The sequence below is a fragment of the Dyadobacter tibetensis Y620-1 genome, from assembly GCF_000566685.1.
GTDB lineage: Bacteria > Bacteroidota > Bacteroidia > Cytophagales > Spirosomataceae > Dyadobacter > Dyadobacter tibetensis.
In genome coordinates this window covers 192,200-210,332 of sequence record NZ_AZQN01000010.1, presented here as the reverse complement: position 1 = coordinate 210,332, position 18,133 = coordinate 192,200, and the positions used below count along the sequence as shown (strand labels likewise).

Here is an 18,133-nt window from a genome sequence, read left to right as displayed (position 1 = left end):
GGCGGGACACGCTACCGAGCTGAAATAGTCTCTACACAAAAAAGACCGTCTTTGCAGACAGCCTTTCTTCATTTTGGTCGGGATGACAGGATTTGAAGACGCGGCCTTCCCGCCGCGGCGGGACACGCTTCCGAGCTGAAATAATCTCTACACAAAGAAAGACCGTCTTTGCAGACAGCCCTTCTTCATTTTGGTCGGGATGACAGGATTTGAAGACGCGGCCTTCCCGCCGCGGCGGGACACGCTTCCGAGCTGAAATAATCTCTACACAAAGAAAGACCGTCTTTGCAGACAGCCCTTCTTCATTTTGGTCGGGATGACAGGATTTGAAGACGCGGCCTTCCCGCCGCGGCGGGACACGCTTCCGAGCTGAAATAATCTCTACACAAAGAAAGACCGTCTTTGCAGACAGCCCTTCTTCATTTTGGTCGGGATGACAGGATTTGAAGACGCGGCCTTCCCGCCGCGGCGGGACACGCTACCGAGCTGAAATAGTCTTAACGCAAAAAAAGACCGTCTTTGCAGACAGCCTTTCTTCATTTTGGTCGGGATGACAGGATTTGAACCTGCGACCTCTTGCACCCCATGCAAGCACGCTACCGAGCTGCGCCACATCCCGTGACTATTTATTATATTTTTACTCTGGCGACCTTCCCGCCCTGCGGGACACGCTACCGAGCTGCGCCACATCCCGATTGGGTTGCAAATGTAGCAATCTTTTACATAAAACATCCATCCCTGAAATATTTTTTTTATCTCTGGGATGGATGTTTTATTAATTGGCATCTAGATGCCTTAGATGGTCTCGTTTCTCCAGTTCGGATTCACCTCTTCTACCTTACCCTTACGGAACCATTTGTCCCGGATACGCTCGTTGAGATAATACATACATGGTACCATAATCAAAGTCAGAGCCGTGGAAATGGTAAGGCCGAAAATAATCGTCCAGGCCAGGATGTTCCAGAAAACTGCGCTAGGTCCTCCTATTATCAAATCAGGAGAGAAATTGCGGAGTAACCCAACGAAGTCCACAGTAATCCCCAAAGCCAGAGGAATAAGTCCTAGTACAGCGGCTGATGCCGTTAGAAGTACTGGGGTAAGTCGGATGGCCCCACCTTCTATGATGGCCTCCCGCATGGGATATCCTCGACCCCGAAGTTCCTCAATAAACTCAATAAGCAAAATTCCATTCTTAACCACGATACCAGCCAATGCTATGATACCGACACCTGACATAATCACAGAAAAATCTTTGTTGAAAATAATAAAGCCCAGCAATACCCCAATCAACGAAAGAAGAATAGTAAAGAAGATGATAAAGGGTTTCACTACTGAGTTGAACTGCGTAGCCAGGATCAGGTAAATCAGCAGAATGGCTGCTCCAAAAGCCGTTCCGAGGAAGGCCATGGATTCATCTTGCTCTTCCTGCTCTCCACCCATTTTAATGGTATAACCATTGGGCACTTCCATTTCGTTAATTTCTGCTTCTATTTGCGCAACAATCTCATTAGCATTGAATCCATCTACCACATCGGATCCTAGAGTGACGATACGGCGTTGATCCTTCCGGTTAATCTGACTAAACGTTGTAGAATAACGTATATCTGCTACTGATGAGATTGGCACTTGGCGTAAGGCACCACCCATGTTCATGTCGCGATAAACAATATTCATACTCAACAGATTCTCTATCTGCTCGCGATCGTCCTTTTTAAGGCGAACCATAATAGGATACTCGTCTTTCTGGTCGCGGAACTTAGAAATTTCCAGTCCAAATAAGGCAGTACGAATAGAACCGGCTATCTGCTGAGAACTAATTCCCTCTCGTTGGGCCTTTTCCCTATCGATATCGATAACAATTTCAGGCTTATTGGTTACTAGGTCGGAACGAAGCTGATCAATTCCTTTAATTCCTGAATCTGCGATTTTTTTAAGAACATCTTGCTCCAGAGTCTGAAGTATCGGAAATTCATCACCAGAAATTTCGATGGATATAGGCTTTCCTGTAGGTGGACCCACAGCCTCACGTTCTACAGAAATCTCTGTACCAGGAACACCGGATACTGCTTCGCGAATTTTATTTAGAATGTCCTGGGTCGAGCGACCGTCTCTTTCCGTACCATAGACAAAAGCGACCGTAACTTTAGACTTATGTGGCGTTGCCGCACGGTCGGGGTTATAAGGGTCTCCTGCATTTTTCCCAACGTTGGCAATTACGGAATTTACAATACCCATGGCATCCTCCCTTTCCAACACTTCAAACACCTTTTTCTCTATAATTCTTGTAACCGAATCGGTAACGACAGCATCAGTCCCGATAGGCATTTTATTGTAGACATACACATAGTCTGGATCTCCACTTGGGAAGAAAAGGACTTTGGGCTTTACAATTCCAGTGAGAACGAAGGTGAATATTAATAGGGCTACCATACCTACCACCGCAATAACAGGTCTCCATCCACGTAGCATCCAGTCGATGAGTTTGCGGTAGTTATTTTTCAAAGCAGGCAATAGTCGATCTTGAAATGGGACCAAAATCTTTGGAGTCAAAATATAATGGTTGAACACATAGAACACCAAGATAAAAACCATAAAATTACCTACGCCACGGTCTATAAAATATCCCACGAGCGCCGCTACTGCGATGATTATCACCGGGCGCCGAATGGCCTTAAAGCTTGTATCGTGCGCCTCTTTTTCATCCTCATGCCTTCCCATAAAGGTAACAGCAAAAACAGGGTTCATGACATAGGCCACAAATAGTGAGGCACCCAAAGTAATGATGAGCGTCAGCGGCATAAACTTCATAAACTCCCCGACAATACCCGACCAGAAAAGTAAGGGAAAGAAGGGGGCTACCGTTGTAAGGGTACCAGAAAGTACGGGCACAAATACCTCCCCAGCCGCGGCCTTCACAGCTTGCTGAATGGTCCAGTCTTTATGCTGGTTAAATAAACGGTGGGTATTTTCTATTACCACAATGGCGTCGTCCACCACGAGTCCTATTCCCAGCAAGAAGGCAAAGAGAACGATGGTATTAAGGGTAAATTCAGTACCAATCATTGGCCCGATAATGGGCATCAATACGAAAGCTACCAAGGCTGAAAGGGGAACCGAAAGGGCTACAAAAATAGCGTCCCGAATACCCATAAAGAACATCAATACCATTACTACGAATATAAATCCAAGAATTACAGTATTGATCAAATCATGCAAATCAGCACGTGTTTGTATAGACGAGTCCGCGGTGATCTTAATCTCAAGCCCTTGGGGGAACCTATTTTCTTTGTAATCGGCAATTACCTCCTCTATTTTATCGGCGGCGGCTACCAAGTTTTCACCAGAACGCTTAATTACATTCAAGGTAATAACCGATTTTCCATCTAATCGCGCAAAGTCTTGCTGCTCTTCGAAACTATCGATCACCTCGGCTATGTCGCCCAGGCGTATGACGGCCCCGGTACCAGTACGGATACGAAGGTCTGCCATTTGGCTAACATCGGTGTATTCACCTTTTACCCGCAAAGTGCGGCGTACTCCATCTACATTAAGTTCCCCCCCAGAAATATTAATATTTTCTCCAGACAGACCACTTTGTATATCGTAAAAGGTAAGACCGGTCGCCTTCATCCGATTAAGATCCACATTGATCTGGATCTCCCGATTCAGGGCTCCCAGTATATCCACACGGGTAATTTCGGGTAGTGCCTCAATGGCATCCTGCATATCTTCGGCATACTCCTTCAGCTGTTTCAAAGAATAGTTTCCAGCCATATTGACGTTCATAATCGGAAATTCCGAGAAGTTTACATCTTGAGCAGTAGGCCCCGAATCCAGGTTTTGAGGGAGATCGCTTTTGGCTTTATCCAAGGCGTCACGCACTCTCTGCAAAGCCACCTCGGTTTCTACATTAGGCGTAAACTCCACCAAAATAACAGACACGTCCTGAAGTGCATTCGATTTTATTTTCTTCACCCCACTCAACGACTTGAGTTGCTTCTCTATGGGCTTATTAATCACATTTTCGATGTCGGCTGGAGCCGTGCCGAAGTAGACTGTATTTACATAGATCTGTGGAATCTTAATATCAGGAAACTGCTCTTTGGGCAGACTATTATAGACCAAAAAGCCCGCGAGGGTAATGATGAACGTAAAGATGTAGATCGTCGTCCGATTCTCCACGCACCAGTTGGTAAAACCTAAGGTTTTGTATTCATCAAATTTCATTTGTATGCTGAGCGTTAAATGTGATAAATGAAAGGAACTAGCTAGCCAGAAGGCTCGTCCGTGACATCAGCTAGTTCCTGATTCTTTAGTAGGAAATAACCTGTCCATCGGCCACCTCCTGATACCCCATGGTAATCAACTGATCGCCGGCCTCTAGGCCTTCTACCACCTCAATTTTACCATTATAGTTCAAGCCGGTCTTCACGGTCTTGGATCGGGCCACTTTCTTTTGACCTTGGGTGGCTGCTACAAAGACAATTTGTCCTTTTTCGGTGCTCTGCACATAGTTCTGGTCTACCACCAAGGCATCTTTCCGTGTAGCATCATTGATTTGCAATTGGGCCGTCATATTCGGCTTTAGCGACTTATCTGATGGTAAGTTGGCCTCTACAGTAAATGTCCGGGACAAAGGATCTACAGTGGTACTTACGAAGCTGATGCGGGCATTATACTTCTTATCCATTCCAGGAAAGGTTACAACCACTTCATCTCCTTTTTTTACACTACCAGCAAACACGTCTGAAACCTTGGCTACTACCTTAAGGTTACTTAAGTTCACTACGCGAACAACTCCCATACCCGGAGAGGCCATTTCACCTACACGAACATTTACCAGATCGACTACCCCTGCCATAGGCGCGACGATAGTACTCTGCGACAACTGAGCCTTAAGGGTAGCCATCTTCTTTTCTAAAGATTCTTTATTATTTTTGGCTTGAAGGAATTGCAATTCCGTTCCGATTTTCTGATCCCATAAACTTTTCTGCTTATCATAAAGGGTATTGACCAATGAAAGCTGGGTTTTCAGTTCCTCAATTGTCTCCCGAAGAATGCTGTCATCGATCCGACCTATCACACTTCCGGCCTTGACGTAGTCGCCTTCTTTGACATTCATCGCCGTGATTACCCCCCCGGTTTTTGGCGTAACCAAAATACTATTTTTGGCGTCTACCATTCCTTGCAATTCTACATAATGCTTAAAGGTTTCTGGCATCAGTGGTGCTACTGTAACTGCCTTTACCTTCGCTTCGACCACAACGGTAGAATCCAGGGCCGCAATTTCGGTTTCTAATGATTTTATCTGTTTTTCTATTTCTTTTTGCTGGACTTTAAGTTCGGTCAAGGTTTCTTTTTTGCCTGCCAGGCTTTCGTTTTTCTCTCCCCCACAAGCGGTGAATAATATTCCTATAGTGGCTAGGATCAACATATTTTTTTTCATGATATTTATAAGTAGCAGTTTCAGATATTTTTTCTATTTATTTTCAATTGCTCAATTCTCAGCACCAGTGTATAGTTCACCTTTTGCTTTTTGAAGATCGATTCGCGCGATTATCAAATCGTACAGAGCCGCAAAGTAGTTGGTCTCCGACTCCTTCAAGGAAGATTCCGCGTTAATGACCTCGATATTGGACCCTACACCTTCCTGGTACTTTATTTTGGAAACCCTAGCTACCTCTTTCGACAAAGCCAGATTGCGTTCTTGACTTTCTAATGCGCCAATGGCGTTCTTGATAGATATAGCAGCCTGAGCGGACTCAAAATCTATGGATTGCTCCAAAAGAGTTTGACCTACCTTCACTTTGTCTAAGGCCAATTTTTTCTGATCAATTTGGTACTTTTTATTCAACCCATCGAATATAGGAATCTGCAGGTTGAGGCTAAGGATAGAGTTATTAAACCACTTGGTACTAAACAAATCGCCCAGGTTGTCCCGTCCGTTATTATGTCCATATCCTAAAGAAGCCGATAACACCGGTAGGTAGCCACTTCGAATGCTCCGAAGGTCTAGATCTGCCAATTTTCTTTGGGTATCTAAGACACTGTATTCGATCCGATTCTGATAATCGACCTGTGGTTGGATTAGCTCCGCCTTAATGCCTTCTATATTTTCTTCTTGTATGGAATCCGTCAGACGGATGGGTTCGTCAAGAGGCATTCCCATTTGGTATTTCAACAGTGTATAACTGAGTTCTATCAAATTCTGAACCTTTTGACGTTCGGTTTTCAAGTTATTGTACTGAACCTCCAATCGGTTTACATCCAACAACTCAACAAATCCACTTTCATTCATGGCTTTCGTTTCAGACATCAGTGAGTCCAGACGAGAAATATTTAAATCTAGCACTTTAGCACGTTCCTCGGCGACTTGGGCTGAATAGTAGGCCTTGGAAACTGCTTCCGCAACGGTTACCCGAGACTGCTTCACTTGTTTCTGAGCTAATTCCCTATAAGTAGCAGCGGCCTTTAGACCTACCAAATAGGTTCCGTTAAACAGCAGTTGATTCCAAGTAGCCGAAGCAGAACCAGAATATTTCACTCCAAACTTCAAGGCTACAGGGGCAGCATCGGCCGGAGCATTTGGATCGGCAAAATTGGCGGGGAGGAAGAAACGCTGGATAATCAGGTTGTCAGTAAGGTTCACGTTGGCCGAAACCTGTGGTAACCCTGCTGAACGTACTTCCCCAATCTTCGCCTCGGCCGAAACCGCATCTAACTTGGCCGATTTAACATTTAAATTATGGTTAATGGCATAATCAATGGCCTCCTTCACGCTAAACCCCGCCTCCTGGGCCCGGCTTTGAGTGACAAAAAGGACAAATACAATCGCCAATAGCCGACTGTAGAAGTTTTGTTCATTTTTCATGGGTGTTTGGTTCTATTGCTGTTTTTTCTACGATGTTATAATAATTAAAACCTTTTGGGGTGAGTATCCCCCTGACAAAATGGTTAAGAAATTGAAGCTGTACATCTACCATGGTATACTGACCGAAGGGAAAAATTGTAGGATCGAAGGCCATTTCTATCTGTTCGACCCGTAAGCGGGAGAGAATCTCCACATTGATGTCGCGCCTATAAAATCCTTCCTCCTGCCCTTTTAACAAATTATCCTTGACACTTTGTAAGACCATACTCTGCTTAAATTGACTAAAAAGCTGAAAACCTTCCGGATGATATTTCTTAAGGTCGTACAGTAGCGCAGGGTTCATATTACATAAAGACTCCCGGATATGAGCAGAAATATGCACCATTTCATCTATAGGATTGACTGCTTTAGCTTCCAATTCCTCAAATTCGCAGGTCTGCTTGCACAGTTCCTCCGAGATGACAGTCTCGACTATCTCATTTTTATCCTTAAAATGTTGGTAGATAGTACGCTTAGAGATTCCTAGTTCCTTGGCAATGTCGTCCATGGTTACACTCTTGATGCCGTAGCGCCAAAATAAACTTAGAGACGATTTTACAATTCTTTCTTTCACGCATCAAATTTTATGTTTTTCGGTGAAATAAACTAAGAAAACTTTAAAATGATTCAGAGTTTTCTAAACTTTTTCTCTTAATCTCGCTTATAGACCCAATGTCAACCCTTTTGAATAAATCACATGATACTGTAATTCAATAAATTACATATTTAAAATTTTGATCTACAACCTCGTTAATAACGTTATATTAACTAATTGTAACCGATAAGAGAAAAGAGTTAATAAAAACAAAATTGTACAAATCAAAGTTTCAGCAGTCTGAAAATGTTCCTATTCCTGAGTATGCTGAGGAAAGCGTTTCTCGAGGTCAGACAAAGCTAGGGTTTTTACAGGCAGACGGGCAACGCTTTTGTTACCAAACCATAGAACAGACTTACCAGTGGAAGAATATTATGGACGAATTGCAAATGGGATGGAATGTTTTGTAAGAGGTTCTTGTTTGGAAAAGACATAATTTCTATCCAATTTTCCTCTCACTTTAGTGTAATCAAGATTGAATCGTTTTCTTAATTTTTATATTTTAAAAAAATAGGAACGGAAATTATGGATATTTGTGCAAAAATCATTTCTCACAATTTTTAACTAGCTACCCGCGAACTTACTATAAATGAAAAGCTACATTGACCTGATTCAGCAGACGTTCGAGTTTCCCACGATGGAGTTTAACGTTGATAATCATGAATTGCTGTTCAACAATGTACCCCTGATGGATATCATCAAGGAACACGGTACGCCTTTGAAATTGAACTATCTGCCTAAAATCGGAGAGCATATTGAGAACGCTAATATGTTCTTCAGAAATGCATTCAAAAGGCATAACTATAAGGGTAGCTATACCTATTGTTACTGTACCAAGTCGTCCCATTTCAGCTTTGTTTTGGAAGAGGCTTTGAAACATAACATCCATTTGGAAACATCCTCTTCATTTGATGTACCCATCATCCGGGAACTTTACAGAAGAGGCAAGGTGAACAAGAACACCTATATTCTAGCTAATGGCTTCAAAAGGCCCTTGTATACCCAGTATTTGAGCGAACTGATCAATGAGGGATTCAATTGTCTGCCTATACTTGACAACCTACGTGAGATAGAAGCCTACGAAGAGATGGTAACTGCCGATTCTGTGAATTTGGGCATCCGTATCGCCACTGACGAGGAACCAAATTTTGCCTTTTATACCTCACGCTTGGGAATTCGGTATAACGACGTAAATGAGCTATATAAGGAGAAAATCGCTCCAAACCCTAAGTTTAAACTTAAACTACTTCACTTTTTTATCAATACGGGCATTAAGGACAGTGCCTATTATTGGAGTGAATTGACGCGATTCATGTTCAAATATTGCGAAATGAAGAAGATTTGTCCTGATTTAGATTCCATTGATATTGGTGGAGGCCTCCCTATTCAGACCTCCCTACAGGCCAATTACGATTACCAGCAAATGATCGATGAAATCGTTGAAAATATTCAGTGGATCTGCAATAAGAATAACGTACCTGTACCGCATATTTTCACTGAGTTTGGAAGCTATACCGTAGGTGAGAGTGGAGCCGTTATTTACGAGGTGATCGACAAAAAGTTGCAAAATGATAAGGAGCTTTGGTATATGATCAACGGATCGTTTATCACGCAGTTACCCGACTCATGGGGAATGAACCAGAAATACATCATGCTCCCCATCAATAACTGGGATAGTCCCTATCAAAAAGTAAATCTTGGTGGGCTAACCTGTGATTCTCAGGATTTTTATAATAGTGAAATGCACAGTGCAGATCTCTATATGCCTATATTTGAAGACGATAAACCTCAGTACATCGGATTTTTCCATACGGGAGCTTATCAGGAGTCCCTGGGAGGCTATGGTGGCATTCAGCATTGCTTAATTCCTGCCCCCAAACATGTTTTGGTCGATCGGGATGAAGACGGGAAAATTGTCACCCGGGTGTTTGCACCCGAACAAAACAGCGATACCATGCTCCGGATCCTGGGCTTTAAGGAAGATTCCTTTGTAGCTCCGGTAACTGAAAAAACTGAAACGGGGAAAGATTCAAATGGAGAGCAAGTGGAATTGGCAGAAACAAAAATATAAATTTATAGCTCAAGTTCCCAGGGTAATATCGTGCTTACAATGATAATATCTGGAACTTGAGCTATTATTTCACTCTCCTTTCAGCATGTCTATTTAAAACAGATAACTTAATTCTTGCCTTAATATGGCCAATGCTCTGGCGATTTGGTTTTCTACCGTTTTCACCGATACACCCATCACTTGTGCCACTTTAGTATAAGTCAGGCCGTCTTCTCTGCTTAGTAAATAGGCCTGCTGTGTTTTTGGAGGCAATTTGGCAACCACTGCCTGATAGGCCTTCATTAACTCCATCTCCTCCATAGCCCTCATTGAGTCTGAATCTGCTTTTTCTTCAGCTGCCGACTCCTGATAAGCATAGGTAATCAGTAAGCTTTTTTTCCCCAGCGCCCTAATGGCATGGTTCCGTGCCATCACTATAATATACGCCTTGATATTTTCTATTTCAGTGAAATTTTGAGAATGCCTTGCTAACCATAGATTCATAAAAATCTCCTGTGTCCAATCCTTAATTTGCTCTGGATCTTTAGAGAATTGCATTAACACACGAGAAATGGTAGAATAGTTTTGATCAAATAATATTTTGAATGAGGATTTATCACCATTGGCAGTTTGAGACAAAATCTCACGATCTGAAACTATAGCTTTTTTCATAATAATAAAACCATCTACAAAAAATTAATTCAAAATATTATTCCGCATACTAATTATTTATAAATATAATCATTCGACTCCAAGAGTAAAAAACAAATTTTAATTTACATATATTGAATTATATAAAATATAACTATAATGGAAGTTTAAATATAATTTGCCATAATTCTAATCCAGAATTTATGGTTTGTTCAATAAAAGGAAATTCTCTGGATGCCTATTATTTACGTAACAAGCGTTCTTGATCCAGATACACTCCATTCTTAATCACGGCTTTGACATTCAATAAGTCTTGGATATTCTGAAGGGGATCTCCCTCTACAATAACTAAATCAGCCAGCTTTTCTGGCTCCACCGTGCCTAGGTCTTGGCCTACCCCTATAGCTTGGGCCGCCCATGCTGTGGCGGCTCTTAAAGTTTGAAAATTACTGATACCCGCCTTAATCCAACTCTGAAGCTCGGCATGATAACTGAGTCCAGAGGGCAGAATGGGAGAATCCGTTCCAGGAGTTACTCTCGCCCCTTCATTGAATAAGGTTACCAGTGTGTTTTCTATATTCTTATAAGTAGCCAACCGTTCTCCACTCGCCCCTGCAATTTCCGTCCACCGTAAACGCAAATTTTCAGGATAAAAGGTTTTAAACTGAACATGATTAAAAAAAGAAGTATCGGAACGTATTAAAGATAAATAGCCTCCGTGAAGTGAGATCGTTGGTGTAATATTCATACCAGATTTAGCAATTATTGTGACAAAATCTTGATAACTATGATTGAGCGAGGACAACTTAGGAGAGAAACCCCTCCTACTAGTGGCTCCCATATGTTCCACAGCATCCACGCCAAACCCCGCTGCTGGATAGATCTCATGCGAAGATACGCTCATCCCATTCTCATGGGCAAAGTCTGTTACCCGCTTTTGTAATATATCCGATAATCCTACATAAGTTTTTATCATGTCGTATCCCAGGGTTGATGCTCTTTTTAGCTCCAGTTCCAATTGTGCACCTCCGACATTACTCGTATTACGATTGTAATAAACCCGATTTCCTTCCATATGCCCTCCAGTAAAAAAGGTGCGAGGACCAAGCCTTCTTCCACTATCCCAAGCTTCTTTTCTTTCTAAGGCATCATAAGGCTCTGTGCCCGGTTCTCTTATTGAGGTAATTCCGTAGGCCAACCACAATCGCCCCCCCTTTTCACCTAGATAGGCGCTCTGGTGGGTATGCATTTCAATCAAGCCAGGCATTAAAGTTAAGTCACTAGCATCGATCAATTTCCCTGATTGCCCTTCCTGGTGAGGTGCAATGGAAACTATACGATTCCCTTTTACAACAACGTCCTGATTGAGCAGATATCGGTCATTCAATCCATCAAAAACACGTCCTGCATGAATGACCATATCCTCCGTTCCGACTTTAGCCTCCCATTCCATTTTTAAAGGTATTTCCTTTAGAATTCCTGTTTCTACCTCTACACGTTTCAAGACATCGGTACTCAAAAATACGATGTACCTGCTATCTGCGGACCAGCTTGGAGACTCGGCCAAATCTTGAGAAAGACATATGGGAGGACCTGAAACTTGTTTATTTTCATCTAATGGAATCACCCACAACAGATTATCCATTATAAATGCCATTCTATTTCCGTCCGGAGCGATGATCGGACCATTTTTTCCTCTAGTACCAAGTGACTTTTCGGGTACTGGGGAGAAGCTATGTAAAAGTTCTCCACTAAGATTATACACAGAAACCTTATTTAACCCTTCCCTAAACCGTGTAGAAAAAGGATCTACAGTAGAAAAGGCCACATGATTGGTTTCTGCAAACCAGGTGGGTTGTGAACCTTCAAAAATGCCATCTGTGACCGGCATCGATTGATTGGTTGCTTTGTTCCATACCATCAGGGTATACTTGCTATAGGAATCGGATTCGGCCTGATAGTAAGCCAGATGTTGACCATCGGGCGACCAAGAGGGGAATTTCATCATTTGATGCCCTGAAACAAGAACAGATTCTTTATGCGTAGAAAAGTCATATTGCCAAATATTCATCTCACCATTCTTGTCTGACGTATAAGCTATTGACCTGCCGTCTGGAGACCAAGCAGGATCAAGGGCTACAAAGGAATCGTTGGTAACCCTTTCTGGTGTCGGATTACCCAGGGTGAGCAGCCAAATATCCCCCAGAGCTGTAAAAACCAATTTGCTCCCGTCCGGAGACAGAGAGGGTGCCCTGAGACCTTTTACCGGAAATTTACTTCCCGGGCCAAACAGACGTTTCTTAATAATATATTGGTGACGAGCCAGCTCGACCGAAACATGAAAGGGTATCTCGATTTGTTCCTTATGGGAAATACTTCCTTGGTAAATCTTTCCATCTGCAGTAAAAAGATAGTCAGTGGGAGTCAGCCAGCTCACCTTGTAAGGAAACACATCTTGTTTGGTTGCTGTTAGGTTCTCTATCTGCTTACCAGCTAATTCCAATTTTTTTAGTATACTCGAACTAGCGGTCAATTCCGTATAAAGGATATGAGTGCCAGGAATATTCCAAACCGGAGCATGTATCTTATTTTTAGTAATGAGGATGGGCGTAATTCCTTTATCGTCCCTCACATAAAGCCCAGGTGCCTGTGCATCATCCGAGACATAAATAAGTCGGGAACCATCATGGCTTAGGGATGGGTAATATTCATTTGCTAATTTACTGGTAAGCTGTTTTAAGGATTTGTTTGAAAGCTCTACCGTCCATAAATCGTAACTTCCTCCACGATCTGATGAGAAAACAATCGTCTTACCATCTGGAGCATATTCAGGTTCACGATCATGAAATACTCCAAAGGTGAGTTGTTGTAAATTTAAGCCGGAGCGATTTACCTGCCATATATGATAATTTCCGTCTCGGTAAGACTGAAAGGCAATCCAGTTGCCATCGGGCGACCATGTTGGTAGTCGACAATCACCTAGCGCATCCGTAATAGCAATCCCTTCCCCTCCTTCCACCGGAACCAACCAAATGGTACCTTGAAGATCGATAGCCACGGTTTTTTTATCAGGCGAAAGAGCTAAAGCCATATTGGTCCCTTCCTCAAAACGTACAGGTATGGAATCAATTTTAGTGATTTGTGCCTGTAAATGGAAAGGCAACGAGACAAGAAAAAATACAATACTGAGCACAACCAGTTTTAACATGTCAATGAGCATATATGGTGTTTAATCTAAGAATATTAAATCTAAATGGGAGTTGAGCAAGATTTAACCTAAGCTTCAAGCCTTCCTTTCAGCGATCGGAACACAACCCACCAATCATGGTCTTTCCAGTAGCTGATCAAGGGTATATAATACACCATTTTTCATTACCATGTTAATATTCCAGGCGTCCTGAATGGTTTTCAAAGGGTCTCCATCCACAATTACCAAGTCGGCCAATTTGCCTGCTTCTAGCGACCCCAAGTCTTGGCTAACTCCAACAGCTTCCGCAGACCAGATAGTGGCGGACCTGAGAGCTTGGAAAGGTGTTACTCCTCCATCGACCCAACACTGCAGTTCAGAATGCAGGCTCATGGCATAAGGAATAAAAGGACTGTCTGTACCTGCTGTCACTCTGGCTCCCTGATCAATAAGTTTTTTTACCGTTTTCTGAATTTGATGAAAATTGGTTAGATAACCCGGCAATCGTTTTTCTATCTGACTAGCCCCTGCCTTCATGGTATTAATATATTCCTTGGAATAAAAGGTATTAAATTGTACGTTATCGTAAAAATTAGGATTTTTCGCTGCCATTGCATAAAATCCTCCTTGTAAAGAAGCCGTCGGAGTGATATTCATTTGGGATTTCACAAGAAGCTCTATCACATCCTGATATGTACGATTAGGAGCCGTAATCTTGGGCGAGTACCCCCTGCGGCTGGTGCCCCCAATATGCTCTACAGCATCAACACCATAACGCATTGCAGGAAAAATTTCGTGAGAAGATACTGGAATTCCATGTGAATGAGCAAATCGGGTGATGCGTTCCTGCAGAATATCAGGCATACGTACATAGGTTTTTATCATATCATAGCCCAAACGAGCAGAACGATCCAACTCCAGATCTAACTGAGCTGTAGAGTGAATACTGTTAGCCAACCCATAATAGATGCGACTACCATCCGTAAGTCCCCCGGTAAAAAATTCACGAGGCCCTATGAGAGCACCGCTGTCCCAACATTCTTTCCTCTCCAAGGCATCATAAGGATCTGCCCCGGTTTCGCGGAGTGAGGTAATGCCAAATGAAAGCCAGAGCCTGCCCAATTTCTCCCCAGTCATTGCATGCTGATGAGTATGCATTTCAAACAAGCCCGGGATCACCGTCTTCTTGGAAGCATCCACCAATTTACCGGCTCTTCCCGACTGGTGGGGCACAATTTCCTGGATACGATTATTCTTTATTAGAATATCTACATTCGTGAGATAGCGATCGTTAATACCATCAAATACCTTTCCAGCATGTATGACCACATTGCCATTATCCTGTTTGTATTCCCAATTAAGCTGCATAGGAACTGTCTCTACCTTGCCATCCGACAAGCGTATCTGTTTGATAGTATCCGTGGCAAAATAAACGAGGGTTTTAGAATCGGCCGTCCAGCTGGGCACCTCCGAAAGTTCGTTGGTCAGTCTACGTGGCGGCCCTACCAACTCACCTGTCTTATCGACGGCAATAACCCAAAGCAAACCATCTTGAACATAAGCCATGGATTTACCATCAGGAGACCATGCAGGCCCGTTTTTGGCTCGCATACCAAGGGACCGCTCTTCAATAGGCGATACAAAACGATCTTCCTTCCCATCTAAGGACAAGAGTAAAATTTTATTGATCCCTTCCCTGAATCGCGTTGAATAAACATGTAATCCAGACAGGGCTATGGTTTTTCCATCTGGCGACCAACTGGGCTGGCTTGGAACAAACAAGGCATCATGCAACTGGACCACCTTTTGAGATTTCACCTCTACAGACTGAAGTGTCCCCATCCCCCAGGAGTTTCGAGCATCACCCATATAAAAAGCAATACGGGAGCCATCGGGAGACCAGGCAGGATAGTTGATATCATACTCCATCTTCAATAGTTCTCGCTGCTTTCCCGACGCAACGTCATGTAACCACAATGCCATATGCCCCGTTCTATCGGTAAGAAAGGCGATGGTTTTTCCATCCGGAGACCAGGTAGGATCAGCATCCAAATAAGGATCATTAGTTAACGGGATAGGTTGTAATTTCCCCCGCTCTAACATCCATATATCTCCTAATGCTGAAAATAAAAATTTCGACCCATCAGGAGAAACATTCAGCCCCTTTACCCCCTTTACCGGTTTTTGCATTCCTTGATCAAAGTCGTATTTCTTGCGTTCGTAATTCGGAGTAGTAACAGCTACTACCGCTTCGAAAGGAATCGTTCTAATTTCCCCCCCTATCGATTTGCGTTTTATTTTACCATCGGCTACATACAAAAATTCCCGATCAGAAAACCAACTGGTCCGGAATGGGAAAACATCTTCGCTTTCGACACTAACCCGTATGGTTTGTCCATGTCTCAGATCAATATCGAGCAACACACTCCCTTTGCCTTCAAAAGCATTAAAAAACACATGTGTCCCGAGCTTATTCCAGGAAGGAGCAAACAACTTGCCGGCATGGGCCGCCAATAGCTTTTCTCCACTATCGGGTAGCAATTGATAGATACCTGGTGCTGCACTGCGCTCAGAGACAAAGGCGATTGTTTTGCCGTCGGGAGCATAGGCAGGGCAATAATCATTGCCAAGATCCGTAGTCATCTGAGTAAGCTCCGATGTAGCAAGATCCATTTTCCAAATATCGTAATTTCCCCCTCGGTCGGAGGAGAATATTAAATACTTCCCATCTGGTGAAAATTGTGGTTCACGCTCATCAAATACGCCTCTAGTAAGTTGCTCCAGCCCAGACCCGTCCCTATTTACGGCCCAGATATGATAATAGCCGTCCCTGAACGACTGAAAGGCAATACGCTTCCCATCGGGCGACCAGCACGGCTGACGATCATCACCCATACCATCAGTAATGGCCTTAGCCCTGCCTCCATTAACTGGAAGTAGCCAAATGGTGCCCTGCAAATCCAAAGCAATGTCTTGCTGATTGGGGGAAAGGGCAGCCGCCATATTGGTCCCCTCCTTTAAAGTAACAAAGGTTGTATCATTCAAAACCTCTGCCAGCAAAGGATATGGCAGGATGTATAAAAGCAGAAATGAACAAATCAATTTCCTTAGAAAACGAATGCGCCCATTCATTAAATTAAATCTGGAACTGGAGTTAACCATCATATACTAAATTGGTTGTAAGTTATAAATATCACTGTGAGCAGTCTAAACTTATTCTTGACCGAGCCTTCCATTACAAACTCGGCACAAATCTCAAAGTGCTTGTTTATGCGATAAGTCCCTATTGGTTAACAGGTGTGGGTACAAATAACCCCGGTACTGGGTTTGGAGCGTTTGTATTGGAATTGACTTCGGCTTCGCTATAAATCATACGCTCGGGCAGATCCGTACCGATAGAAGGCACTAACTTCACTCCTGCTATTTCCTTCCGTGTACGACGCAGATCATTAAAACCTAAGATTTGGCCATTGAAACTAATGTAACGCTCCAGCAGTATTTCCCTAAGCAAGGCATTAGCTGTTGACAAATTATCCTTATTCAACAACCCTCCAGCTTCGAAGTCAGCAAGCACATACGGCTCATACTTATATGTATAGGGTTGCTTTTTGTACGTATCATCCAAGCCACCTCCATTATTCAAAAAGGCTCTGAAAATATTAAGTTTCTCAATTCCTGAGGCTACCCCTACGGCTCGAGTAGCAGCTTCAGCAGTAGTGAGCAGATTTTCGGCATAGCCTACTAAGGTATAAGAAGTTGTCTGCCCAAACAGTCCTCTAGCCGCACTGGAACTCAAGGTATTCGGAGAAACCGGTATCGCTGTCCCTGTTGGACTCACCGTCATATATTGGTAATTATAACGGGCTGTTTCATCTGTTTTGGCATTTCCCCTGTATAGTGCACTGCCAGGATTTAATAGTTGAGGAGCCAAGGCTAACGAAGCATTAATATCTCCAACCCGATTTCGGGCAATAAAGGCGTACATCAAATTTTCATTTACATTCAATGTATTGCCATGAAGCATTACCCAAGATGCTGTTGGCGCATTAATGCCCTTCTCAGCAGCTGATAAGGCCAAATCATACTGCTTGGTTTCCATAAAAAAACGGGCTTTTAAAGTATATGCTGTCATTTTCCATTTGGCGGCATCGCCTCCAAAATGAATATCGGCTACCCCTGGACTGGTACCTAATCCCGATTCCAAATCGCTTATAGCTTCGTCCAAAAGCAGTTGGAGCTTATTGTATACGGCTTCCTGATCTTCAAAAGCTGGATTAGGATACTTAGCAATATCTGCAGCTTCCGAAAAAGGAATATCTCCCCAACATGCTGCTGCGGTACCAAGTGCATTGGCTTTTACCACCTTGGCTATTCCCTGCATCAGCCGATTATTATTGGCTTCTGACTTCTGAATTATCAGCTTGGTCTGTTCTACGACAGATTGGTATACAAATTGCCAAACATCATTAAAGGCAGCACCGGTTACATTATAGCTATAAATATCTTTATACTGCCGATCGGAACCGGTGAAGTATCCCGACCACATGCTTGCTACCCTAGCCAGATGCCCTTCTTGTACCGATACGTTACCCAGCTGAGCACCGGTTAGCAGTAATGTTGCCGAAGCATCGGTGGGATTATTTAGATCTGTATTCATGTTATCTACAAGAGATTCACAAGAAAACAAACCAAGGAGTCCAACCAGGACCATTTTAACGGAGAGATGATTTCGTCTCATAT

Annotated in this window: 10 protein-coding genes and 1 tRNA gene; 2 read left to right on the top strand and 9 right to left on the bottom strand. The window is 43.1% G+C overall.

The window, feature by feature from the left end; translation table 11 throughout:
• Positions 1–542: 542 nt before the first annotated feature.
• The 5 genes from X939_RS0120515 to X939_RS0120495 form a co-directional block, all read right to left on the bottom strand.
• Positions 543–619: transfer RNA gene (locus tag X939_RS0120515), tRNA-Pro, on the bottom strand.
• 176 nt (positions 620–795) lie between these two features.
• A complete protein-coding gene (locus X939_RS0120510) occupies positions 796–4,227 on the bottom strand; it encodes an efflux RND transporter permease subunit (protein WP_025765155.1) in 3,432 nt (1,143 codons plus the stop codon).
• 85 nt (positions 4,228–4,312) lie between these two features.
• The gene (locus X939_RS0120505; protein WP_025765154.1) at positions 4,313–5,446 is read right to left on the bottom strand and encodes an efflux RND transporter periplasmic adaptor subunit; all 1,134 of its coding nucleotides are present in this window, start codon (positions 5,444–5,446) and stop codon (positions 4,313–4,315) included.
• A 51-nt stretch (positions 5,447–5,497) separates the two neighbouring features.
• Entirely contained in the window at positions 5,498–6,871 is a 1,374-nt protein-coding gene (locus X939_RS0120500; RefSeq protein ID WP_025765153.1) for a TolC family protein, read from the bottom strand.
• A complete protein-coding gene (locus X939_RS0120495) occupies positions 6,861–7,484 on the bottom strand; it encodes a TetR/AcrR family transcriptional regulator (RefSeq protein ID WP_025765152.1) in 624 nt (207 codons plus the stop codon). Before X939_RS0120495 ends, X939_RS0120500 begins: the two co-directional genes overlap by 11 nt.
• A gap of 236 nt (positions 7,485–7,720) precedes the next feature.
• On the opposite strand from X939_RS0120495, the gene X939_RS0120490 reads away from it, so the two are divergent.
• Together X939_RS0120490 and X939_RS0120485 are read left to right on the top strand one after the other, a co-directional pair.
• Positions 7,721–7,915, top strand: coding sequence for a hypothetical protein (locus X939_RS0120490; protein ID WP_025765151.1), 195 nt, complete (start codon positions 7,721–7,723; stop codon positions 7,913–7,915).
• A gap of 179 nt (positions 7,916–8,094) precedes the next feature.
• Positions 8,095–9,576, top strand: coding sequence for a type III PLP-dependent enzyme domain-containing protein (locus X939_RS0120485; protein ID WP_025765150.1), 1,482 nt, complete (start codon positions 8,095–8,097; stop codon positions 9,574–9,576).
• A gap of 93 nt (positions 9,577–9,669) precedes the next feature.
• Here X939_RS0120485 and X939_RS23235 read toward each other — a convergent pair whose 3' ends face one another.
• The 4 genes from X939_RS23235 to X939_RS0120465 form a co-directional block, all read right to left on the bottom strand.
• Positions 9,670–10,227 (bottom strand): RNA polymerase sigma factor, encoded by a 558-nt coding sequence (locus X939_RS23235; protein ID WP_025765149.1) that lies wholly within the window; start codon positions 10,225–10,227, stop codon positions 9,670–9,672.
• Between the two features lie 220 nt (positions 10,228–10,447).
• Complete coding sequence (locus X939_RS0120475) at positions 10,448–13,426, bottom strand: amidohydrolase family protein (RefSeq protein ID WP_025765148.1); 2,979 nt, start codon at positions 13,424–13,426, stop codon at positions 10,448–10,450.
• 102 nt (positions 13,427–13,528) lie between these two features.
• Complete coding sequence (locus X939_RS0120470; RefSeq protein WP_025765147.1) at positions 13,529–16,558, bottom strand: amidohydrolase family protein; 3,030 nt, start codon at positions 16,556–16,558, stop codon at positions 13,529–13,531.
• Positions 16,559–16,676: 118 nt separating this feature from the next.
• Entirely contained in the window at positions 16,677–18,131 is a 1,455-nt protein-coding gene (locus X939_RS0120465) for a SusD/RagB family nutrient-binding outer membrane lipoprotein (protein ID WP_025765146.1), read from the bottom strand.
• Positions 18,132–18,133: the final 2 nt, after the last annotated feature.

Coding starts and splice junctions, on each gene's coding strand:
- X939_RS0120510 (WP_025765155.1), bottom strand. CDS start 4,227: ATGAAATTTGATGAATACAAAACCTTAGGTTTTACCAACTGGTGCGTG.
- X939_RS0120505 (WP_025765154.1), bottom strand. CDS start 5,446: ATGAAAAAAAATATGTTGATCCTAGCCACTATAGGAATATTATTCACC.
- X939_RS0120500 (WP_025765153.1), bottom strand. CDS start 6,871: ATGAAAAATGAACAAAACTTCTACAGTCGGCTATTGGCGATTGTATTT.
- X939_RS0120485 (WP_025765150.1), top strand. CDS start 8,095: ATGAAAAGCTACATTGACCTGATTCAGCAGACGTTCGAGTTTCCCACG.
- X939_RS23235 (WP_025765149.1), bottom strand. CDS start 10,227: ATGAAAAAAGCTATAGTTTCAGATCGTGAGATTTTGTCTCAAACTGCC.
- X939_RS0120475 (WP_025765148.1), bottom strand. CDS start 13,426: ATGCTCATTGACATGTTAAAACTGGTTGTGCTCAGTATTGTATTTTTT.
- X939_RS0120470 (WP_025765147.1), bottom strand. CDS start 16,558: ATGATGGTTAACTCCAGTTCCAGATTTAATTTAATGAATGGGCGCATT.
- X939_RS0120465 (WP_025765146.1), bottom strand. CDS start 18,131: ATGAGACGAAATCATCTCTCCGTTAAAATGGTCCTGGTTGGACTCCTT.